Origin of the sequence: Pseudomonas sp. O230 (assembly GCF_045447035.1) — a bacterium.
Taxonomy (GTDB): Bacteria; Pseudomonadota; Gammaproteobacteria; order Pseudomonadales; family Pseudomonadaceae; genus Aquipseudomonas.
Genome location: NZ_JBJGXN010000012.1, coordinates 116,347 through 137,973, shown reverse-complemented (window position 1 = coordinate 137,973; position 21,627 = coordinate 116,347). Strand labels below are relative to the sequence as shown.

Here is a 21,627-nt window from a genome sequence, read left to right as displayed (position 1 = left end):
ACGTTGTTAACGTCTGCCCGTCCAATTACGCCAACTTGCCATTCCCCTGCACCATCGGCGCCTTGGGTTTGCGAAACACCAGCACGTTGCCCAGCATCACCAACACCAGGCCCGCCAGCGCCGGGGTGGTCCATTGGTAGCCTTCGGCAAACGCCGACACATTGAGTGCCACCACCGGGAACAACACGGTGCAATAGGCAGCGCGCTCCGGCCCCATGCGCCCGACCAGCGTCAGGTACGCGGTGAAGCCGATCACCGAACCCGGAATGACCAGGTACAGCAGCGAGCCGATGTAACGCGCATTCCATTCCATCTCGAACGGAATACCTTTGACCAGGCACCACACCGACAGCATCGCCGCGCCATAGGCCATGCCCCAGGCGTTGGTGGTCAACGGTTTGAGCCCGGCCTTCTGTTGCAGGCTCGACAGCATATTGCCCGCCGAGAAACACAGCGTGCCGAGCAGCGCCAGGCCCAAGCCCAGCAGGGTTTCCGGGCTGGCGGTGTGGCCGGCCAGTTCCGGCGAGAACAGCAGGCCCAACCCGAACAAACCGAGCGCGCCACCCAACAGAACGTTGCGGGCGATCTTCTGGCCGAAGAACACCCGCGCGTTCAGAGCGTTCCACAGCGTGGCGGTGGAAAACACCACGGCCACCAGGCCACTGGGAATCCACTGGCTGGCGGTCAGGAAACACATGAAGTTGATGCAAAACAGGCACAGGCCTTGCGCCAGGCAAATCAGGTGCCCGCGACGGTTCATCACTTGCAGCTTGCGGCTGAGCAACAGCATCACAAACAGCAGCAGCGCGGCGAGGCCGAAGCGATAAACGATCGACACCGGAATGGCCACCACGCCCAGCTGCCATTTCAAGGCAATCCAGGTGGTGCCCCAGATCAGCACGGTCAGCAAGTACAGCGAAAGGTTCATGACAAGGACTCCTCAATAGGTGGCCAGTGTCCTGCGCCAAACTTTTTCGCACTTGCATAAACTTGCGCTTTTGTCGGCGCAGTGGCTGGCAGGCCAACGTCTACGGAGTAGGATGCGAAGCGTTGGAGAAACGATCATGCCCGCACTGGAATCACTGCAAGTCTTTCAAGCCCTTAACCGTTCGCCCAATGCTCGCCTGGAGCACAGCGCCGAGCTCGGTGACGGTATGGCTGCAGCCTTGTGGAGCAACCATCACGACGCCCAGGATTACGAGGCGCCGAGCCACCACACCTTGTCCTGCTATATCGCCGGTGGCACTGGCACCTTTCGCCGCGACCAGCCCGGCACCAAGGGCGGCCCGGACAAATTGTGCATCCTGCCGGCTGACCATCAGTCAGGCTGGGTGATCAACGGCGACATTCGCCTGGCTCATCTGTATTTCAGCCCCGAACAGTTCGCCCTCGGCTGCGTCACACTGCTCGACCGCGAACCTCGCGAATTGCAGTTGCGCCAAGGGACTTTTCTCGACGACCCGCAGCAAGCCCAGCGTTTTCGCCAGATGCTCACGCTCAACTGGGCTGAGCCCGGCGAACGCCTGCTGACCAGCAGCCTAGCCCATGAAATGCTCAGCCACGTGTTGCTCGGCCAGGTCGGGATGCGCGAGGGCTTGCGGCTCAAGGGCGGATTGGCGGCGCACCAGCGGCGGCAACTGGTCGAGTTCATCGACCATCAGTTGGCCGAAGCCATCAGCCTCGGGCAGTTGGCGGGGTTGTGCGCGCTGTCGGAGTATCACTTTGCGCGGATGTTCCGAGAGAGCTTTGGCTTGCCGCCGCATCAGTATGTGTTGGCGCGACGACTGAGCCGGGCGCGGGAACTGTTGCGTTCGACCTCGCAGCCGCTGGGGGAGATTGCCTTGGCGTGCGGGTTTGCCAGTGCCAGTCATTTCACCAATCGGTTCAGGCAGGCTTTAGGTGGGACGCCTGGCGAATATCGGCAGGCGTTTTTGCGCTGACCGGGAAGCCGCCATCGCTGGCAAGCCAGCTCCCACAGGTGTTGCGGCGGACCCGATTTTAGTGGTCGACACATACCCTGTGGGAGCTGGCTTGCCAGCGATGAACGATAACGCGGTCTGTGATCAGAACTCCAAAGTGCTGGACAACGAAACCTGCCGCGAATCCCCCATCGACACAAAGAAGCGGCTCGCCGCCGACGTGTAGTAAGTGCGGTCAAACAGGTTCTTCACGTTGAGCTGGAACTTGACCTTCTGCCCCTCGACTTTGGTGTCGTAGGTGGCGAACGCATCGGCCACGGTGTAGCTCGGCAGGTCGAAATCGTTCACGGCGTTACCCGCCCGCTCACCGACATACCGCGCGCCCGCGCCGACTCTGAACTGATCGCCACCGACGATAGTGCCGAAGTCATAGACCGCCGACAGCGAGCCGGTGTTCTTCGCCACGTTTTGCAGTTTTTTGCCTTTGTAGTCCGGGTCTTCGGTGACTTCGGCATCGGTGTAGGCATAGCTGCCGATCATGCTCCAGCGATCGCTGAGCTGGCCGGTCAAATCCACTTCCAGCCCTCGGGAGCGCACTTCGCCGGCGGCGCTGTAGAGGGTCACCGGACCTTCGGCATTGGCCACCAGTACGTTGCGTTTCTTGATGTCGAACAGCGCGACGTTACCCGTCACACGCCCCGGAATGTCCAGCTTCACCCCCACTTCCCAGGACTTGGCTTCTTCCGGCGCGATGCTGCCGTCGAGCACGGTGCTGCTGCCACTCAACGGGGCGATGGTCGAGTTCGGTTTGAACGATTCGGTGTAGCTGCCGTAGAACGACAACGCGTCGGTGTAGCGATACACCAGCCCCGCGCGTGGCACCCATTTCTGGCCATTGCTGTCGGTGTTGGCCTTGAATGGCACGCCTTTGCCAGCGTACTGGTCGTACTCCTGAAAACGGCCGCCGGCCACCAAAATCCACTGGTCGGTGAGGTGGATCGAGTCCTGCAGGAACAGCGAATCGCTGCGCAGTTGATCGGTCTGCGCGCTGTCGGCCGGGCTGACGGTGGTGCCGGCGACTTCACGACCGTAGACCGGGTTGAGGTAGCTGAAGGTGGTCAGGCTTTTCTGGCGGATCAGGTCTTCGCGGTAGATCTTGCGGTACTCGTCATCGACGCCGAACACCAGGTCATGCTGCATGCCCAGCACATCAACCTTGCCTTCGAGGCTGGCGGTGGTAAAGCGGTCGGTGCTGATCGCGTTTTGGGTGCCGTCCATGCTGCGGGTCAGCGTGCCTTTTTTGGTGTCGATGGCGGTAACGCGCACCTGGCTGGCGTCGTAGGTTTCACGGTTCCAGCTGTAGCCGAAGTGCGCTGTCCAGTTGTCGTTGAGCTCGTGGTCGGCTTCGAAGTGATACAGGTCCGAGCGCCCTTCCATGTTGTTGAACGGCTCGTCGAGGCGACGGTCGCGGGAGATGTCCAGCGGATGGTTGTCACGCGGGTCGATCAGCGTGCCACGGTCGAACGGGGTCAGGAATTCACGGTGTTCGTAGGCGAACAACAGCTTGGTGCTTTCGCCAAACCAGGCCAGCGACGGCGCCACCAGCGTCTCGCGGTGGGTGCCGAAGTTGCGCCAGTAATCTTCGTCTTCGTGGTCCAGCACCATGCGGTACGCCAGCCCGGAATCACCGAGCGCGCCGGTGCTGTCGAAGCTGCCGCCGCTGCCGTTTTTGCCGTCGCCGTAGGTCGAGCCGCGCACGGTCAATGCGTTGTACTGCTCGAGTTCAGGCTTCTTGCTGACCATGTTGACCACGCCACCCGGGTCCTGAATGCCGTAGAGCAACGAGGCCGGCCCCTTGAGCACTTCAACCCGATCAACCGTGGCGTTGAGGCCACGGCCCTGAATCACCGGCATGCCGTCGCGCATGATCGAGCCGTTGCGATTGTCGCCAAAGCCGCGAGTCATCACCGAATCCTGGGTGCTGCCCAGCGTGTTGCCCTGGGTGATGCCGCTGACGTTGGCCAGCGCATCATCGAGATTGCGTGGCGCCTGATCGCGAATGACCTGGGCCGGGATGACGTTGACAGTCTGGGGGATTTCCTGGAGCAACGCCGAGGAGCGCATCACCGAACTGGTGGGCGGCGGCTGGTAGCTCATGGTTTGATCCATCACCGAGGTGATGGTGGTCGCGCCGAGGTTCAAGGCGCCTTCGGTGGGCTGCGGTTCCAGCGCCAGGGTGTGAGCATCGGTGCGACGGAAGGTCAAACCCGAACCGCTGAGCAACCGCTGGATCGCCTGTTCGGCGCTCATCTGCCCGCTGACCGCTGGCGCGGTAAGGCCGTACGGTGCTTCGTCGGTGTAGACCACGCTGATGCCGGTGATCCGGCTGAAGTCGCTCAAGGCCTGGGGCAGCGGTTTGGCGGCCATTGCGAAACTGAACTGCGTGCGTTGCTGCGGCGTGCCCGTTTCAGCGGCCAATGCCACGCTCAGTGGCAACAACGCCAACGCCGAAATGCTCAGTGCCGAGGCACCCAACCACTGTTTGACCGAACCCGATTTTGCCCTGGACTTCATTGCTCATGACCTGTGTAGAACCGCTACGGAATGCGAATGACTCGCAGTTTCAGTCACTACACGGATGGGGCCCGGGTTTACCTCACCATTATTTTGAAAATATTTTTTATCGGTAGGGAGGTGTTGTCTGAACCGACGCCTTCGTCGGAACGCCGCCCGGAGCAAACCCGCTCCCACATTTGGAATGCATTCCCCTGTGGGAGCGGGCTTTCCCGCAAAGGGGCCAGAGGCTTCAACGCAAAATAATCAGATGCCCCACCGAGTGCTGCTCAAACCCCATCACCCCCTGCAACGAACTCAACACCGCCTGCGGATCCTTGCTCGGAAAACTGCCACTGACCCGCCGCGCCGCCAGCTCATCGTTGAACAGCACAATCCGCCCAGGGTAGTAACGGCGCAAATCCTGCACCACGTCGGCCAGCGGCGCCTTGTAGTAATTGAGCCAGCCCTGGCGCCACGCCAACTGCGCTTCGCTGTCCACGGCCTGCAGTTTTTGCGCCGTACCTTCGCCGTAAGCCACCTGCTGGCCGGCGCTCAGAATCTGCTGCTCGGAATGCTGGTCCGCCGTCACGCCGACCCGGCCGGACAACACCGTCACTTGTGCGCCGTGAGGTTGCAAACGCACTTCAAACTGCGTCCCCAGCACCCGCGCCTGGCCCTTTTCGGCCTCAACCACAAACGGCTCGCCGGTGTGCGTCACGCTGAAAAAACCGGCGCCGCGACGCAACTGCACGTGGCGCTCGCCGCGACTGAAATCCACGGCGATGGCGCTGTCGGCATCCAGCGTGACCTGCGATTGATCCGCCAGCGTGACGGTGCGAACTTCCCCCGGTGCCGACACATAATCAGCGCCAAGATCATCGACCCAGCGCATCCGCTGCCAGCCTGAACCGAGGCTGATCATCAACAACAGGCACGCCGCCATCGCCAGCGCACCGGACCAGCGCCGAACGCTGCTGCGCCGCGAGCGATTCATCGCATTGAGGTAACCCTGCAAAGCAAACGCGTCTTCGTCGGCCAGCGTCCGCGCCGGGCCTTCGCTCAACTCCCACACCACTTGCGCCTGGGCATACGCCTCGGCATGCGCGGGGTCGGCCTGCAACCAATGGCTGAAGGTGGCCTGGTCGCCGCTGCTCGGCTGGTCATGCAACAGGCTCAGCCAGGCGAAAGCGGCCTGTTCCTGAGCGGGCGTCGGGGTGACGCGTTCGGTGTGATTCACGGTGCTTTCCCTGGCGTGCGCGGTTCGGGGTCCCGCAGGCTGGCCTTGCAGGCTTCGAGGGCGCGCATCATATGTTTTTCCACGGCGCTTTGGGACAACCCCATGGCCTTGGCGATCTCGGCGTATTTGCGGCCGTGGATGCGATTGAGCAAGAAGATCTGCCGCGTGCGCTCGGGCAACGCGCGCAACGCCGCTTCGACATGACGTAAATCGTTGCCGGCCTCCAGCGCGGCTTGCGGTTCACTGCCGTGGCTGTCCGGTTGATCCGGCAGCCAACCTTCGTTGACCCGAACCCGCGCGCCTTCGCTGCGCAGATGGTCGATGGCAATGTTGCCGGCGCAGCGCAACAGGTAGGTGCTGAGTTCTTCGACCTGCACCAGCGGCCGGCGCCAGAAGCGCAAAAACAAATCCTGCACCAGGTCCGCCGCCGTGGCCCGGCACCCGACGCGACGGTTCACTAACGCTTCCATCTGCGAACGCTGGGACAGGAACACCTGGAGGAAATGCGCACGCGCTCCGCGAGGTTCGTCGTCATGGGAATCCGGAGGGCTGCTGATCATCGGGTCAGTACTGCGCAAACGCGGCAACGGGGCTGACGAGCAGGCTCAGCGCGGCCATCAACAGCGCCAGGCGCGGGCGATACGGCATCAACAGCACCAGTAGCAGCGCGCTGAGCATCAACACCGCACACCATTCCACCAGGCCAAGTCCCCAGCCGGTCGAAGACACCGCCGCCCACAGCGACAGGACCAGCAACAGCCAGCCACCGAGTTTTAACAACCGGCGACGAGGGACCGGCGGTTTGCCACCCAACAGTTCGGCGTGATGCCGGTCCATCGATAAACACAGTGCGGTGAAACCGCCGTAACAGAGCAAAAGCGACAGCAACATTCAGTTCGCCTCGCGCTCAAGGGTGATGGCTCGCGCCCGCGTTCGGGTGGCGATTGCGGACTGTCCGGAGCGCTGCATCTTCCACGCCGCCCAGGCGAAAAATACACCGCTGCCCAGGCACGTCAGGTCGAAACCGGCCATCGCCCAATCGCCCTGCACCAGCGTGTTACCCAAGTGAAACGGCGTGGTCAGGGCGCTCAACAACGGCACCGCACCAAACAGCAACGCCGCCAGCGCCAACTGCTCGACCCACGCCGCACGGCCACGCCGGACCACGGCATGCAGCACGCTCAGGCCCCAGACGATGAAGAAGCTGTTCACTTCCCACTCCGCACGCCCGGCCATGTCCACCGGCAATACGCGGTTGGCCCAGAAGAACGCGGCCACGGCGACCATCAGCCCGGACATGCTGGCGATGTTCAGCACTTCCACCAGCCGCAACTCGAATGGCATCACAGCGCTTTTCGCGTGCTTGAGCTGACGCTTGCCGAGCCAGATCACCAGCCCGGTGCCGATCATTGCGGTGCCGGCCAAGCCGCAAATAAAGTACAACCAACGCAGCACCGGGTCCGCGAAACGGCCCATGTGCAACCCATAGAAACTGCCGGCAATCGCCCTCGGCAGCGATTGTTCCGGCGTCGTGTCGAGCAACTGTCCGGTCACGCCGTTGAACGTCACCGCGCTGCCGAAGTCATGCACCACGCGGTCCGCGCCGTCACGCACGAGCACCACCGAGGCATTCGCATCGCCCGGATTGTTCACGGTGAGCCGCCCGACCTGCCCGCCCGCCCACTGCTCGCGCACCTTTTCCAGCAGCGGCCCCAGTGGCGCCAACTGCGCCGGTTTGTCCGCGCGTTCGGGTGTGGTGGACGCCGGAAACACCTCATCGAAAAACGCCCGGGCATTACCGTTGTACGAGGCCAGGATGCTGGCCGGCATCACCATCGACATGAAAATCACCAGGCTGCTGTAAGTGATCATCAGGTGAAACGGCAGCACCAGCACGCCCACCGCGTTGTGCCCGTCGAGCCAGGAGCGCTGGCCCTTGCGCGGGCGGAAGGTGAAGAAGTCCTTGAAGATTTTCTTGTGGGTGATGATCCCGCTGATCAGCGCGACGAACATCACCATGGCGGCGATGGTCGACAACCAGCGGCCCCACGGATAGGGCATTTGCAGTTGGAAGTGGAAGCGGTAGAAGAACTCGCCCCCCGTGGTTTCGCGGCCCTGCACTTCGGCGCCGGTTTGCGGGTCGAGGAGTTTTTCCGTGAACTGGCCGCGTTCGCCAAGCTTGGCCGGGGTTTGCTGCCAGCGAACCGACAGGCCAGGGTCGCGGGCATCGGGCAGGTCGATGAGCCAGCGCGAGGCACCGGCGGCGTGTTGCTGAAGATAGTTTTGCGCCACGCTCAGGCTGGCTTCGGAAGTCACCGAACGCGCACGGATTTCCGGCTGCATCCAGTGGCTGATCTCGTCCTTGAAATACGCGAGTGTGCCGGTCAGGAAAATCGAAAACAGCAACCAACCGAAGATCAACCCGGCCCAGGTGTGCAGCCACGCCATGGCCTGACGAAAGCCCTCTTTCATGAGAGCCCCATCCAGTACGCGAGCCCCGACACCGCCGCCAGCACCAGGCTCGGTACGATCAAGCCGAGCCAGGCCTGCCACGCACTGCGACAGGCAAAACACCAGATCACCGCGCACAGGTAGGCCAGAAATGAGGTCATCATCCCGGTCACCACGGCGTCGGCACGGGCCATGGGCACCCACAGCGTCAGGCTGACACTGGCGAGCGCCGCGACGATATAGCCGCCTGCCACGGCAGCGAGCACTCGCGACGCGACGGCCAATCGATAGGAAACGGGGAGCACTTTCATGTTTCGACCTTGAAACGGGTGAGGCCACGAGAACGTCAGGAGGCCGACAAGGTCGCAATATTAATGATAAATATTCTCATACGCAAAAAGATCCGGCTTTTCCTGCGCGTTGGTTCAATGATGCCTGGAGGCCAACATCATTGTGGCGAGGGTATTCATCCACCTGAAGCGTTCACCAAACCCTGAAACAAGAACGGGCCTGCATAAGCAGGCCCGTTTTCAGTGGTGGAAAGATAAAAATGTAAATCAGGCGTCAGCCGTTCTGTGCAGCCTGTTCGTTCTCGAGAAACTCGTCTTCAAGCAGCGCATCAGCGGTGGACCTCTCGAACGGCACTACAGCGGCACGTGGTTTGCCCCGCAGTTTGCCGAACAGATGCTCCAGCGCATGTTCGAGTTTTTCCGCCGCACCGTCGATCGCTTGCTCCAGGGTGTCGGCCTTATGGGTGACAGAAATCGGTTGGTGGCCTTTTGGCCGCGCCTCCAGCTGGCAGCGCAAATCGTGGGGACCGGGCTTGTCGCCGTTCTCGTCCCGCAAGTGGACCTCGACGCGGGTCAGGTCCTCTTCATAACGTTCGAGCGTGCTCTCAATGGTAGTACGTACCCACTCCTCCAGTCGGATGCTGCTTTGAATATGGTTATCACTGTTGACTTGGATTTGCATAGTTCATCCCTTATTTCAGCTAGCTCGCGAGAGGCCCTTCGGCTAGCCCTTGGGCGTCATCACCGTGACCTCTTAACTACACAATCGGTCTGTGCGCCGAACATTTCAACCCCTGAAAAAAGATAAATTTTCATTCGCAAAAAAAGCCGGACAAGCAGCAAAAGCGCTGTTAAGGTCGGGAGTTGGGTCGCTTCACTTCTTTGTCATAATTACTCACATCTGCCGCTCCGCCAGCGGGTGCAGGCTTCGAAAAATGCCCGCCTCTTCCACCAGCCAGTCATGCACCGCACGCACGCCCGGATGGCTCAGCGCCCCCGGCGCATACAGCAGCACATAGCGTTTGTGATTGGGCACCGCCAGCCCGAACGGCACAATCAACGTCCCGCGCTCCAGCTCGTCGTTCAGCAACGTGCGCCGCGCAATCGCAACGCCCATGCCGGCAATCGCCGCTTCGATGGTCAGGTGGTTGCGATTGAACGTATGCCCGCGCCGTACGTCAGCGCCTTCGAAGCCGATGGCATTGAGGTAGAACTCCCATTCTGCGTACTCGTAACTGCCGCGCCAGGCCGTAATGTCGTGCAGCAACGGGAAGTGCGACAGGTCTGCCGGACCGTGCAGCGGCGGCCGCCCGCGCAACAGGCTCGGCGCGCACACCGGGAAGATCTGCTCGTCGAGCAAGGTGGTGGATAACAAGCCGGGGTAACTGCCATCGTAAAGGTCGATGGCCAGGTCAAAATCGCCCTCGTGCAACGGCACGCTGCTGTCCTCGGCCACCAGGCGCAACTGAATGTCCGGAAAACGCTGCTGCAAGCGCGGCAGACGCGGGGTCAGCCATTTGCTCAGGAATGAGGGAATCGAGCGCAGGCGCAAAATCCCGCTGATCATTCCCGCGTCCAGTCGTCGCAATTCGGCGTCGATGCTGCCGTACGCCTCGTTGACCGTAATGGCCAGTCGCTGGCCTTGCGCGCTCAACTCCACACCCCGGGCACGGCGGTGGAACAGTCGAAACCCCAGCCGTTCTTCCAGTTGTCGGATTTGCTGACTGACCGCCCCCGGCGTGATGTGCAGTTCTTCGGCGCAACGGGTGAACGACAAGTGCCGCGCGGCACAGGAAAACACGTGCAGCCAGACGTAAGTCTGGGCATGCAATTGGCGACTCATTGTTTAGTCCTGCTAAAGGCTGTCTTAGGAAGTTTCGTTGGTCACGTAGGACCGAGGTAGGCAGTATCGCCGACATTGCGCTTGTCCTACAAAAATGGCAGCGATTTCTCTTCCATTGCTTGTATAGGCTTTAGCATGGCTATCAGTGTTTTTGATCTTTTCAAAGTCGGCATCGGTCCGTCCAGTTCTCATACCGTCGGCCCGATGCGAGCCGCCGCGACCTTCGCCCAGACACTGATTGAGCAGAATCTGCTCGATGCCGTCCGCCGGGTAGAAATCCGCCTGTACGGCTCCCTTTCCGCCACCGGCATCGGCCACGCCACCGACCGCGCCTGCGTCATGGGCCTGATGGGCGAATGGCCGGACAGCATCGACCCGAACAGCATCGACAGCCGCATCAATACGTTGCTCAAGACCGGCGAACTGACGCTGGCCGGCAAAACCACCATCACCTTCAACTGGCAACGCGATCTCCTGCTGCTCGACGAGAGCCTGCCCTACCACCCCAACGCCATGTCGCTGACCGCCTTCGGCGAAACCGGCGAATTGTCAGAGCAAACGTATTACTCGATCGGCGGCGGTTTCATCATCGAAGCGGCCGAAGCCGAGTCCGGCATCGCACCGACCAGCGACGTGGTGCTGCCGTACGATTTCTCCAGCGCCGCAGAATTGCTCAAGCTCTGCAATCAGCATGGGCTGCGGGTTTCCGAGTTGATGATGGCCAATGAACGGGCCTGGCGCAGCGAAGCCGAGATCCGTCAGGGTTTACTGCACATCTGGTCGGTGATGCGCGAGTGCGTCGAGCAGGGGTTGCGTCACGAAGGCATCCTGCCCGGCGGTCTGAATGTTCCGCGCCGTGCAGCGAAATTGCACCGCAGTCTGTTGGAAATCGGCAAGCCGAACGTCATCACTTCGACGCTGTCGGCGATGGAGTGGGTGAATCTGTTTGCCCTCGCCGTGAACGAAGAAAACGCCGCCGGCGGACGGATGGTCACCGCGCCTACCAACGGCGCGGCCGGGATCATTCCCGCCGTCTTGCACTACTACATGAAATTCAATCCGGATGCTTCGGACGATGACGTGGTCGCGTTCTTTTTGGGCGCGGCGGCCGTAGGCATTCTCTGCAAGAAAAACGCCTCGATCTCCGGTGCCGAAGTCGGCTGTCAGGGCGAAGTCGGTTCGGCCTGCGCCATGGCCGCCGCCGGTCTGGCCGACGTGCTTGGGGCCACGCCCGAACAACTGGAAAACGCCGCCGAAATCGGCCTGGAACACAACCTCGGCCTGACCTGCGACCCGGTCGGCGGCCTGGTACAAGTGCCGTGCATCGAGCGCAACGCCATCGCGGCGGTGAAGGCGATCAACTCCACGCAAATGGCCCTGCGCGGCGACGGCAAACACTTCATTTCCCTGGACCGGGTGATCCGCACCATGCGCGATACCGGCGCCGACATGCATGACAAATACAAAGAGACTTCACGGGGTGGCCTGGCTGTCAGCTGGGTGGAGTGCTGAGGAGCATTCCCGACCGCCCGCAACACGTGAGCCCGAGCAAGAATAATAACGAGGCCAATAACGATGACCGATGTACGTACACCTGCTGCCGATAATCCTGCTGTAGACCTGACACGCAATACAGAAACAGCCCACAAAGGCTGGAGTAAATTCGACACCACCTGGATGCTTGGCCTCTACGGCACGGCGATCGGCGCCGGCACGCTGTTCCTGCCGATCAACGCCGGCGTGGGTGGCTTTTGGCCGCTGCTGATCCTGGCGGTGCTGGCGTTCCCGATGACCTTCTTCGCCCACCGCGGTTTGACCCGCTTCGTGCTGTCCGGACGCTCCGGGGACATCACCGAAGTGGTGGAAGAACACTTCGGCATCGGTGCCGGCAAGCTGATCACGCTGCTGTATTTTTTCGCCATCTTCCCGATTCTGCTGGTGTACAGCGTGGCGCTGACCAACACCCTCAGCAGTTTCATGGAGCATCAGTTGCACATCGCCCCGCCACCGCGCGCGGTGCTGTCGCTGGGACTGATCCTTGGGCTGATGGCGATTGTCCGCTGCGGCCAGGGCGTCATCGTCAAATGCATGAGCGTGCTGGTTTACCCGTTTGTCGCGGCGTTGCTGCTGCTCGGTGTCAGCCTGATCCCGAACTGGAACGGCGCATTCTTTGCCACCGCCGGTGAAGGCATGCCGATGCCGCTGTTCTTCAAGACGCTGTGGCTGGCGATCCCGGTGATGGTGTTTTCGTTCAACCATTCGCCGATCATCTCCGCCTTCGCTGTCGATCAGAAGCAGCGCTACGGCGAGCAGGCCGAGCGCAAGAGCAGCGGCATCCTCGCCATCGCCCACGCGATGATGGTGGTAACGGTGATGTTCTTCTGCTTCAGCTGCGTGCTGGCTTTGTCCCCGGCTGATCTGGCGGCGGCGAAGGCGCAGAACATCTCGATCCTGTCGTACCTGGCCAACCACTTCCAGACCCCGGTCATTGCTTATGCCGCGCCGCTGATTGCGCTGGTGGCGATCACCAAATCCTTCCTCGGCCATTACATCGGCGCCAGCGAAGGCTTTCAGGGCCTGATCGTGAAAAGCCTGCGCGGTCGTGGCCGGGCGATGTCATCGAGCTGGCTGAACCGCATCACTGCACTGTTCATGATCCTCAGCTGCTGGGCCGTGGCGACCTTCAACCCGAGCATCCTCGGCATGATCGAAACCCTCGGCGGGCCGATCATCGCGTGCCTGTTGTTCCTGATGCCGATGTACGCCATCCGCCGAGTACCGGCCTTGCGCCAGTACTCGGGTCAGGCGTCGAACGTGTTCGTGGTGTTGATCGGTCTGATTGCACTGTCTGCGATCATCTACTCATTCATGCCCTGAAACGGGCAGGCAAACAGAAGGCGGGCCAGGGTGCCCGCCTTCTTTTTGCCGCGTCTATTGTTCGACAATTTTTCCGGCATGCCCCTTGCTACTCCTCTTGCGAGGCAAAAAAGGAGTTTTGAAAACCTCAGCGAGCGACATGCCGATGGTCCGGTGTTGCGAACCAACCCGATCATGGCCGGTCAACAACTGCACGTTCAATCAGGCGGTGACGCATCATGGACAACCCTTTTCAGCTCATTACCGATGCCTTTGCACCGGATTACCAGATCAACCTGAGCATTCAGGGGCTGGACGGCAGCATCATGCTGACCCTCTCCAACAGCGGCCGCGTCGTGGCCAAGCGAATGATCAGCGCCGAACAACGCAATGACCCCAAGCGCCTCAAACGCCTGGTACAAAGTATTCAATTCGGCATCGCCATCGAACAGGGTCACAGCGCAATGACCATCCTCGAAGCCATGAAAGACGGCGACAATCGTACCCCGCCGCCGCCCTCGGCCAAAGGCCACGCGCGCCCCGCCATGCGGCTTTAAATCTCGCCTTTCTCCACTTCGGAATGTTCTCCGGAACCCGCACCGGTCTTGCGTTGCGGGTGTTCGATCTTCACCGAAGGGAATTGCGACGAAGCGTAACGCACCACCAGAATCGCAAACGCCAGCAGCAAAATCCCGCCGCATAGGTAAATAATGCCCAGGTCCGGTGGATTGTGGTGCGAGACGTTGGAGATAAGCAGTCGCGTCAGCGCGGTGATCGCAACGTAGATCAGGAAGCGCACCGGCATGTGATTGGTCTTGAAGTAAATCCCGACCATCGCGCCCAGTTCGAGGTAGATGAACAGCAGCAAGATGTCATCGATCTTGATGTGCCCCTCTTCGATCATCCCCAGAAATTCCATCACTGCCGCCCAAGCGGTCACCGCACCGATGGCGAACAACGCCAGGTAGTGGAAGGTCTCGACGAACAGATTGCCCAGGGACTCGGCCAGTTGGTGCACGTTCTGCCGCAGGTTCTCGGCCCAGTTGATTTTCACGATGATTCTTCCTTAGCTCGGTTCGAGCGGATGATGCGGGTTGGACGTGACGGTTGTTCTGCATGCAGAAAAAAGGCCAGAGGCGCCTGCGACATAATGGCGATGTGCTCTAAAACGCGCTCCGTGGCGTTTGGTCGCACCTGCTCGCGATGGGCGCGCCACGGTTTAAATGACAAACCCTCATTTCGGTCTACATTAAAAAGCCACTACCCAAAGCGCAGGGATTCGCTTATCCTTTTCCCTGTATATAAATACAGTGGTCGAAACAGACAACTATCGTGAAGGCATGTGAGGTGGTGAATGGCCGTCGAAGTGGTATACCGCAGCAGCCGAGATCTGGAGCGCTTGTTCATGGATAAAGCCGAAGCTGACCGTCATGACAAAATGCTCGAACTGGCCGAATTGCTGGCTGAAGTGCTGCAAAAAGCTGTTCCGTCCCTGACCGAGCAGCAAGTGGAAGAAGCCGGGATCTACATGGCGAAGAATCGCGATGTGTTCGCCAAGGCGTTCAAGAGTCAGCCAGACGCGTTGTCCGAGCTGCTGAGCGCGCCTGTTGAAGTCGTTGAGCAGGTTGAAGTGGCTGAAACAGCTGAGCCGAGCAAGCCAGCCAAAGCGGCTAAAACGCCGAAGTAAGCAACACCCGAATTGAATAGGCCCTGAGTCGAATGGCTCAGGGCCTTTTTCATGCCTGTCATTAAGGTGTGGTTCAGCGGTACAACACCTTCTCCGCCAATTCGTCCGCGACTCTGGCCGGCGAACGTTTCTCCGCCTGAGCGTGGGCGAACACTTCGGTCAGGCGTGAGCTGATTTTCGACAGGTGTGCGGTGATGGTCGTCAGCTCTTCGCCACGGTGTTTGAGCGACACGTAGATCAGCCCGCCGGAATTGATCACGTAATCCGGCGCATACAAAATTCCGCGCCGTTCCAGTTGATCGGCAACATCCAGATGGGTCAGCTGGTTGTTCGCGGAGCCGGCCACTGCCGAGCAGCGCAGTTGCGTCACGCTGTGACTGTTGAGCACTCCGCCAAGGCCGCACGGCGCAAGTATGTCACACGGCGTGCTGAGCAGCGCATCGTTGGCGATCGGGTGAGCGCCCAATTGCTCCATCGCCAATTGCACCTTGCCGTGATCGATGTCGCTGACCAGCAATTCCGCACCGGCAGCGTGCAGTTGTTCAGCGAGGGCAAAACCGACATTGCCCAGGCCTTGAATGGCCACGCGCAGGCCTTCGAGGTTGTCGCTGCCCAGTCGGGCCATGGCCGTGGCACGAATGCCGGTGAACACGCCCATCGCCGCGTGCGGCGCCGGGTCGCCCGCCGAGGTGGTGCTGGTGACGTGCTGGGTCTGTTGGGCAATGCAATCCATGTCCGCCACCGAGGTACCGCTGTCGATGGCGGTGATGTAGCGCCCGTCAAGCTGATTGATGCAGCGCCCGAACGCTTCGAACAGCGCGCCGCGGTTTTCCACATGGATCGGTCGAACAATCACCGCCACGCCGCCACCCTGAGCCAGGCCGGCCAGCGCCGCCTTGTAACTCATGCCTTGTGCCAGACGAATGGCATCCTCGACCGCGGACTCGTCGCTGGGGTAGGCAAGGTAACGACACCCCCCCAGGGCAGGCCCCAGACGGCTGTTATGAATGGCAATGACCGCCTTCAACCCGGTGACCGGGTCGACGCTCAGATGCAGCGATTCAAGGCGAGTGCTTTGCATGAGAGCGAACATCGTAAGGGCTCCCGAATCACTTCTTGTAGTCGCCAGTATAGGCGTGCGCCCAAAATTTGCAGAAGCGCACCGGAATAAGCGACGCCGCCATGCAGGCTTTCGGACATAACCTGCGCGACACTGGACGAATGCCGCAGGGGAGGCTAAAACGAGGCATGTCACGGAGATTTTGATGACGCCCCGCCAACGCTTTTTCGACTGCCTGCAACGATCACCGCCCACGCTGTTCGAAGCGGCGCTGTGGATTGCCGCCGAACACGATAAAGAGGTGGACCCGCTGGCGGTACTGGCGAATTTCAAGGACCTGCAACAGCGCGTCAGTTCTGGCTTGCCGATGTTGCCGGTGAGCGAGCTGGCCCAGCCGCTGTTGCGACGCCTGAATGATCTGGGATTCGCCCAGGACGATTTCACCCCCTTGCGCCCGCAAGTGGCCTTGCTCGACAAAGTACTGGAGCGCCGGCGTGGGCAACCCCTCGCACTGGGGCTGATTGCCCTGGAACTGGCCAGATGCCTGGAAATCCCTTTGGTCGGGGTCAACTTCCCAGGGCATTTCCTGCTGCGGGTTCCGGGCGCCGATCACCTGCTGGACCCTTGCGGCGGTCGTCGGTTGTACCCCAACGATTGCCGGGAACTGCTGCACCGCCAATACGGCCCGAACATGAAACTCAGCGCCGAGCATTTGCTGACGGCCGAGCCGGTGCAGATGCTCCAGCGCTTGTCCCGCAACCTGCGCCAGTTGCACCTGTCCCACGATGACTACATCGGTGCGTTGATCGACGCCGAGCGCGTGCTGGAACTGGGCAACGCCAATGCCTCCGATTACCTGGCCCGGGCCAGCCTTTACCAGCGACTGGACTGCCCGAACGCCGAGCGATTCGATCTGGAGCATGCATTGCTGCTCAGCGACGACCCGATCCAGCGGATTCGGTTGACTGAACGGCTGGGGCATTTGCCGCCTAATTCTGTCGTCCATTAAACATTATTAAACCATTGATCAATTCAAACTGATAAACACGATTCACTTTCGCGTTTATTTGAAAAAATAAAAAAATAATTTCAGATAAAAATATCTCTGCGACATCACCCTTTAGAAAATAAAAAAATACATCTACGAGCAATTAGAACCTGAAAAAGGCGCTTGTAGGAATCCCCCTTCAATCCTGCAGGAAACCTCTTATAGAATTACAAAATCTATCCGACATAACGTCTGAGGAAATTGCACGCAGACAAAAAATCACTGTATTGACACTTAATGATTAGAGAATTAATTTCAAATGGCGCGCACATCCCATGAAAGACAACGAAAAGGAATCAAATATGAATACCGACATATCCAAAGAAACATTTGAACTGAGCGTAGATACTGAAACTGCGGAGAAATTTGCCACACTGCTCAATGATGAAAGTCTTATGCATGCAGGGTTTGTGGCGCATCAGTCTAACAGTGACACTATTGGCTTGGAGGACGCATCTAAAAACTGATGCAACGTGAGAGAGAGGGCCCCTCTCTCACAACCAGCACATACCACTCACACTAAACATTAAGATCCTGAAGAGGGCGGTAGTAAGAATGCACAGATTAAGCTCCAGCCTACGACAACGTAGCGCGTTAGAAACAATCAAGATTGCCGAAGCTATAGCTCCAAGCTTAGGTATCACTCGAGTAACAGATACAACTTGGCTTGATCGAATAGGAATTCCCGTCTACGCGAGTATTAGGCCAGCAGCAAAAAGCGGTTCACTTTGTGTAAATGCGGGAAAGGGTCTAATAGAAGAGGAGGCAAAAATTGGTGCATACATGGAAGCAATTGAGTTTAGCCTCGCAGAATATGGAAATTCACCAATAGTTGCTCTAAAAAGCACGCCAACTCAATTGGTAGAAAGTCATACCGGCAAAGTCGATTTCGTTGATTTTTGCGTTAATTATGGATTGAAAGCCAATCCCGAAAAGCTGTTGATGGTTGTCGAAGCCGAAGAACTCGTCAATGGTGGAACAGCATTAGTTCCAGCTGGATTAGTGTTTATACCTTATACACAAAATCAAGGACAAAAACTCTTTGGACAAAGCTCAAATGGCTTAGCATCAGGAAACGACTTATTGGAAGCATCGGTGCATGGATTATGCGAGCTCATCGAGCGCGACATTCAAGCATTTGACATGATTGAAAATACATCCAACTTTTTAGAAATAGACACATTCTCTCAAGCCATTGAAAACTTAATTTCAAAAATAAAAAACGCCGAGCTAGATATAGTTGTAAGACATACGGACAATTTTTTCGGCCTTCCGTATTTTCAGGCCTTCATTATGGAAGCCTTTCCTGGCGCACCTATTTCAATCGCTACCGGTACAGGCTGCCATCCGATCAAGGAAGTAGCACTTATTAGAGCAATTAGTGAAGCAGCTCAAAGTAGACTCAGCCATATACATGGAGGCAGAGATGACATCATACAGAGAGTAGAATATTTCAAGAGAGCCGGTCGAAATAAAGAAATAGAAGCAATCAATCTTCTTCGTCAAAAAGCCCACGACCAATCGAATACTATTAAATACTCAACAATAAAAGATCACGAAAAAAACATCACTTCATTAGCAGACGCTTGGAGAATATTAGCGACAGCGGTAAAAAAAGTCGGAGTTAAATCGATACTACGAGTAACACTCACTCAGCCCAACGATTTAATTCAAGTGGTAAGAATAATAGCACCAAAACTTGAATCTTTCGATAAAGATCTAAAACGAATTGGACCAAGGCTACTAAAATATGCCAAGAACAAACTTTGACAAATGCTCGGTTTTCATTGGACCCACTGCGCACGGGATTGACTCGAAATTGTTAATGGAGAGCGAGACAATTAACATCCGCCCACCAATCAAGAGAGGGGACATCACAAAACTAATAGATAAGTATGATCCAGGGAGCATTGCGATTGTGGATGGGACATTCCATGCCTATCCCGCAGTAGGTCACGCTGAACTACTCGACGCGTTAAAGAAAGGTTGGAGAATATGGGGACTTTCGTCAATGGGTGCAATTAGAGCATGTGAAATGTCAAATTATGGCCTTAAAGGATATGGAAAAGTTTATGAATTATTCCAGCAAAATAAAGAATATTCCGATGACGAAGTCACATTGCTGCACGAAAAAGCCCATCCATATATACCGCTAAGTGAACCCATGATCCACATTCGAAGCCTACTTGATCATGCCGTAAATAAAAACTCAATAAACAACCTTGTAGCTGAAAAAATAACTCATCAAATGAAAAATCAATGGTACGGACTTAGAACACTAAACTCGCTAAGCGAAATGTTACTGCAAGAGGATTGTGACAACGCAGCGACCAGTAAACTTATTGAAAACTTTGATCAATTCAGAATAAAAACTCACGATGCAATTGACTTTATTACGAGCAAGCCTTGGCTTGATAGGAGAACTTAATGACCCCTTCTGAAGTCATAAATGCAATTGGAGGCATCCCATTCATAAACATATCATTCGATGGCTCCAAACTACTAACATTAGCGGCAGTTGTGAGAAGCAACGCTGACAATAAAAAACGTAAACTCTCGCAATATTTCAACCCAACCATTGCGTATGAAATTTATCAAGACAAATCAGTTGAAATGCCAAAGCCTCTTCCTCACAGAGCACTTTACAATGGAGAGATACTCGCTTTATCACACGCAAAAAAAAAGAATAATTGAAACAATCCCCGAATGGCGAGAACTATTAGCCATACCATTAATAGTAAAAAAACTCAGTACCAATCAGCCAAGTTCAAGCAATCCTAAAATACCACAGACTATTTATTTAGGAGAGAGCGTTTTTTCCACGGAGATCGTGCTTGAGGAAACTTACATACATGAACTGTCTCACGTTTGGTGCAGCCTCATAACGGAAATCTACGACTTTCAGAAACCTAGTTGCCCCAGCATTTATAGCCTTCCCTCTGGAACATCTGGAAAAGATATTCGTGGAATATTATTAGCAAGCCTATTTTCCGCGACCGCTATAATCTACCACTTAAAACTAACTGAAAACCCGAAACGAGAACACCACCTAAAAAGAACACTTACCTTGTTTAATTATTTTCGCGGCACCCTTCAAACATTACAAGACTCGCCACACCTCTCAGAAACCGGGAGTTTAGTTACGCAAAACTTATCTGAACTATCATCAATCTTAGCCACCCACACAATATTACAAAGGCTATAACTCATGCACACAATCACAATCCCTAGACAACTAAGAAGATTCTCAAATCAAACGATAGAACATTTATCTTCTGAAGATACATTAGAGGGTATCTATAGAGAACTCATAGCATTATATCCGAAGCTTCTGGGGCCTATGTTTACCGCCGAGGGAAAACTCCAGTATTTTGTAGGAGTTTTTATTGATGGAAAGCCGCCGACCCTAGTATCGAAAAAGGAAGTTATATTAAAAAACGACGCAGAAATAGTGTTCATAAACGCTGTTGCCGGGGGCTAATATGATCGAGTTAGACGAACAAGACATTTTGAGATATGCGAGGCAGCTGACTCTTAACGAAATTGGCATCACAGGGCAGATCGCAATAAAAAACGCGCGGGTTCTTGTTATTGGTGCAGGGGGACTAGGCTGCCCCGTTCTCCTATATTTGACGGCAGCTGGTGTTGGAACTATCGAGATTGTAGATCATGATGTTGTTGATGAAAGCAACCTCCAACGCCAGGTTCTCTATACTACAATAGATATTGGACGATCAAAAACTTCCGCGGCGAAAATCAGACTGGAAGCACTCAACCCCCATGTAAAAATCATCGAACACAACTTTGAAATTAACAAAGACAACACCATGCCTTTATTTTCGAATTACGACATTGCCGTAGATGCGACGGATAACTTCGCCACCAAGTTTCTTATAAATGATGCATGCTTCTTTTCAAAAATTCCTATGATATATGCATCAATCAGCCAATTCGAGGGGCAACTGAGTGTATTCAATTATTTAGATCCAGAGACAGATACAATCGGGCCGAACTACCGCGACTTGTTCCCATCTCCTCCTCCGGCACACCTTACCGAAAGCTGCAAAGAAGCTGGAGTTATTGGAGTTCTACCAGGATTACTTGGATGCTTCCAAGCAAACGAAACCCTCAAAATAATTGTAAAAATGGGGAAACCATTATCTGGAAAAGTACTACTTATAGACGCGCTCACTATGCAAAACCGCTCCATGCTAATTGAAAATAGAGCTGACAACCCACTTAGAAACATGACTTTCTCTTCAAACACACTAAACGAGCTTTCATTCGCACAAAATACGTCTAATAGCCCCAGCATTTCGGCTTTCGAATTCAACAATTGGATTCTCAGAAACGAGATTTTTCAACTGATCGACGTGAGAGAAAAGTCTGAATCAGCAGAGTTTTCCCTAGGAGGTGTCCTATTACCACTAATTGAACTTCCAGATCGGATTTCGGAGATTCGCTCTAACATGCCTTTAGTTTTTTACTGTAAATCAGGTCTAAGAAGCCGGCAAGCCGTTTCATTAGTAAAAGAAGCATTCCCTGAAGCTATAGCCTTAAGTCTTGAGAATGGGCTAGATGCTTATGTAGCAAGCGGCTACATTTGCGCTGTTAACAACAAAAAAAACAGAACAACATAAAAATTCGCTTGCTTGCAAGCATCAATTGCGGCTTTACAGG

Annotated in this window: 22 protein-coding genes and 1 pseudogene; 12 read left to right on the top strand and 11 right to left on the bottom strand. The window is 56.5% G+C overall.

Annotation, left to right across the window (positions count from 1 at the left end):
• Positions 1-25: 25 nt before the first annotated feature.
• A complete protein-coding gene (locus ACI77H_RS25720; protein ID WP_407014423.1) occupies positions 26-928 on the bottom strand; it encodes a DMT family transporter in 903 nt (300 codons plus the stop codon).
• Between the two features lie 136 nt (positions 929-1,064).
• Here ACI77H_RS25720 and ACI77H_RS25715 point away from each other — a divergent pair, with 136 nt between their 5' ends.
• Entirely contained in the window at positions 1,065-1,940 is an 876-nt protein-coding gene (locus ACI77H_RS25715) for a helix-turn-helix domain-containing protein (protein WP_407014422.1), read from the top strand.
• A gap of 123 nt (positions 1,941-2,063) precedes the next feature.
• Here the strand turns inward: ACI77H_RS25715 and ACI77H_RS25710 are convergent, their stop codons facing one another.
• The 8 genes from ACI77H_RS25710 to ACI77H_RS25675 form a co-directional block, all read right to left on the bottom strand.
• Complete coding sequence (locus ACI77H_RS25710) at positions 2,064-4,493, bottom strand: TonB-dependent siderophore receptor (RefSeq protein WP_407014420.1); 2,430 nt, start codon at positions 4,491-4,493, stop codon at positions 2,064-2,066.
• Between the two features lie 232 nt (positions 4,494-4,725).
• Positions 4,726-5,712: a FecR family protein gene (locus tag ACI77H_RS25705; protein WP_407014418.1), complete on the bottom strand. Its 987-nt coding sequence runs from the start codon at positions 5,710-5,712 to the stop codon at positions 4,726-4,728.
• Complete coding sequence (locus tag ACI77H_RS25700) at positions 5,709-6,272, bottom strand: RNA polymerase sigma factor (protein ID WP_407014417.1); 564 nt, start codon at positions 6,270-6,272, stop codon at positions 5,709-5,711. Before ACI77H_RS25700 ends, ACI77H_RS25705 begins: the two co-directional genes overlap by 4 nt.
• Before the next feature lie 4 nt (positions 6,273-6,276).
• Positions 6,277-6,603: a DUF3325 domain-containing protein gene (locus ACI77H_RS25695; RefSeq protein WP_407014416.1), complete on the bottom strand. Its 327-nt coding sequence runs from the start codon at positions 6,601-6,603 to the stop codon at positions 6,277-6,279.
• Complete coding sequence (locus ACI77H_RS25690) at positions 6,604-8,184, bottom strand: PepSY-associated TM helix domain-containing protein (protein ID WP_407014415.1); 1,581 nt, start codon at positions 8,182-8,184, stop codon at positions 6,604-6,606.
• Positions 8,181-8,474, bottom strand: coding sequence for a DUF3649 domain-containing protein (locus tag ACI77H_RS25685; RefSeq protein ID WP_407014414.1), 294 nt, complete (start codon positions 8,472-8,474; stop codon positions 8,181-8,183). The genes ACI77H_RS25690 and ACI77H_RS25685 overlap by 4 nt, the downstream gene beginning before the upstream one ends.
• 253 nt (positions 8,475-8,727) lie before the next feature.
• Positions 8,728-9,135 carry an HPF/RaiA family ribosome-associated protein gene (locus ACI77H_RS25680; protein ID WP_407014413.1) on the bottom strand — a complete coding sequence of 136 codons (408 nt, stop codon included), beginning with the start codon at positions 9,133-9,135 and terminating at the stop codon, positions 8,728-8,730.
• Between the two features lie 213 nt (positions 9,136-9,348).
• A complete protein-coding gene (locus ACI77H_RS25675; protein ID WP_407014411.1) occupies positions 9,349-10,296 on the bottom strand; it encodes a LysR substrate-binding domain-containing protein in 948 nt (315 codons plus the stop codon).
• Positions 10,297-10,431: 135 nt separating this feature from the next.
• On the opposite strand from ACI77H_RS25675, the gene ACI77H_RS25670 reads away from it, so the two are divergent.
• The 3 genes from ACI77H_RS25670 to ACI77H_RS25660 all read left to right on the top strand — a co-directional run bounded on the left by ACI77H_RS25670 (position 10,432) and on the right by ACI77H_RS25660 (position 13,709).
• Positions 10,432-11,808, top strand: a complete 1,377-nt coding sequence (locus ACI77H_RS25670; protein ID WP_407014410.1) for an L-serine ammonia-lyase — start codon at positions 10,432-10,434, stop codon at positions 11,806-11,808.
• A 63-nt stretch (positions 11,809-11,871) separates the two neighbouring features.
• Positions 11,872-13,173 (top strand): HAAAP family serine/threonine permease, encoded by a 1,302-nt coding sequence (locus tag ACI77H_RS25665; RefSeq protein ID WP_407014409.1) that lies wholly within the window; start codon positions 11,872-11,874, stop codon positions 13,171-13,173.
• A 218-nt stretch (positions 13,174-13,391) separates the two neighbouring features.
• Positions 13,392-13,709 carry a DUF3509 domain-containing protein gene (locus tag ACI77H_RS25660; RefSeq protein ID WP_407014408.1) on the top strand — a complete coding sequence of 106 codons (318 nt, stop codon included), beginning with the start codon at positions 13,392-13,394 and terminating at the stop codon, positions 13,707-13,709.
• On the opposite strand, the gene ACI77H_RS25655 is transcribed toward ACI77H_RS25660, so the two are convergent.
• Positions 13,706-14,206 (bottom strand): phosphate-starvation-inducible protein PsiE, encoded by a 501-nt coding sequence (locus ACI77H_RS25655; RefSeq protein ID WP_407014407.1) that lies wholly within the window; start codon positions 14,204-14,206, stop codon positions 13,706-13,708. The genes ACI77H_RS25660 and ACI77H_RS25655 overlap by 4 nt on opposite strands.
• Before the next feature lie 300 nt (positions 14,207-14,506).
• Between ACI77H_RS25655 and ACI77H_RS25650 the strand changes: the two are divergent.
• Positions 14,507-14,746, top strand: a pseudogene (locus ACI77H_RS25650) (YebG family protein); the annotation flags it as partial.
• Between the two features lie 166 nt (positions 14,747-14,912).
• Here ACI77H_RS25650 and ACI77H_RS25645 read toward each other — a convergent pair.
• A complete protein-coding gene (locus tag ACI77H_RS25645; RefSeq protein WP_407014406.1) occupies positions 14,913-15,932 on the bottom strand; it encodes a Glu/Leu/Phe/Val dehydrogenase dimerization domain-containing protein in 1,020 nt (339 codons plus the stop codon).
• A gap of 172 nt (positions 15,933-16,104) precedes the next feature.
• On the opposite strand from ACI77H_RS25645, the gene ACI77H_RS25640 reads away from it, so the two are divergent.
• The 7 genes from ACI77H_RS25640 to moeB all read left to right on the top strand — a co-directional run bounded on the left by ACI77H_RS25640 (position 16,105) and on the right by moeB (position 21,587).
• Positions 16,105-16,908, top strand: a complete 804-nt coding sequence (locus ACI77H_RS25640) for a SirB1 family protein (protein WP_407014405.1) — start codon at positions 16,105-16,107, stop codon at positions 16,906-16,908.
• Positions 16,909-17,222: 314 nt separating this feature from the next.
• Positions 17,223-17,414, top strand: coding sequence for a hypothetical protein (locus tag ACI77H_RS25635; protein ID WP_407014404.1), 192 nt, complete (start codon positions 17,223-17,225; stop codon positions 17,412-17,414).
• Between the two features lie 88 nt (positions 17,415-17,502).
• Entirely contained in the window at positions 17,503-18,717 is a 1,215-nt protein-coding gene (locus ACI77H_RS25630) for a YcaO-like family protein (RefSeq protein ID WP_407014403.1), read from the top strand.
• A 55-nt stretch (positions 18,718-18,772) separates the two neighbouring features.
• Entirely contained in the window at positions 18,773-19,375 is a 603-nt protein-coding gene (locus tag ACI77H_RS25625; RefSeq protein ID WP_407014402.1) for a TfuA-like protein, read from the top strand.
• Entirely contained in the window at positions 19,375-19,641 is a 267-nt protein-coding gene (locus ACI77H_RS25620; RefSeq protein ID WP_407014401.1) for a hypothetical protein, read from the top strand. Before ACI77H_RS25625 ends, ACI77H_RS25620 begins: the two co-directional genes overlap by 1 nt.
• Positions 19,642-20,155: 514 nt before the next feature.
• On the top strand, positions 20,156-20,428 hold the full coding sequence (locus tag ACI77H_RS25615; RefSeq protein WP_407014400.1) for a MoaD/ThiS family protein: 273 nt from the start codon (positions 20,156-20,158) through the stop codon (positions 20,426-20,428).
• Position 20,429: 1 nt separating this feature from the next.
• Positions 20,430-21,587, top strand: coding sequence for a molybdopterin-synthase adenylyltransferase MoeB (gene moeB / locus ACI77H_RS25610; RefSeq protein ID WP_407014399.1), 1,158 nt, complete (start codon positions 20,430-20,432; stop codon positions 21,585-21,587).
• The last annotated feature ends 40 nt before the right edge of the window (positions 21,588-21,627 follow it).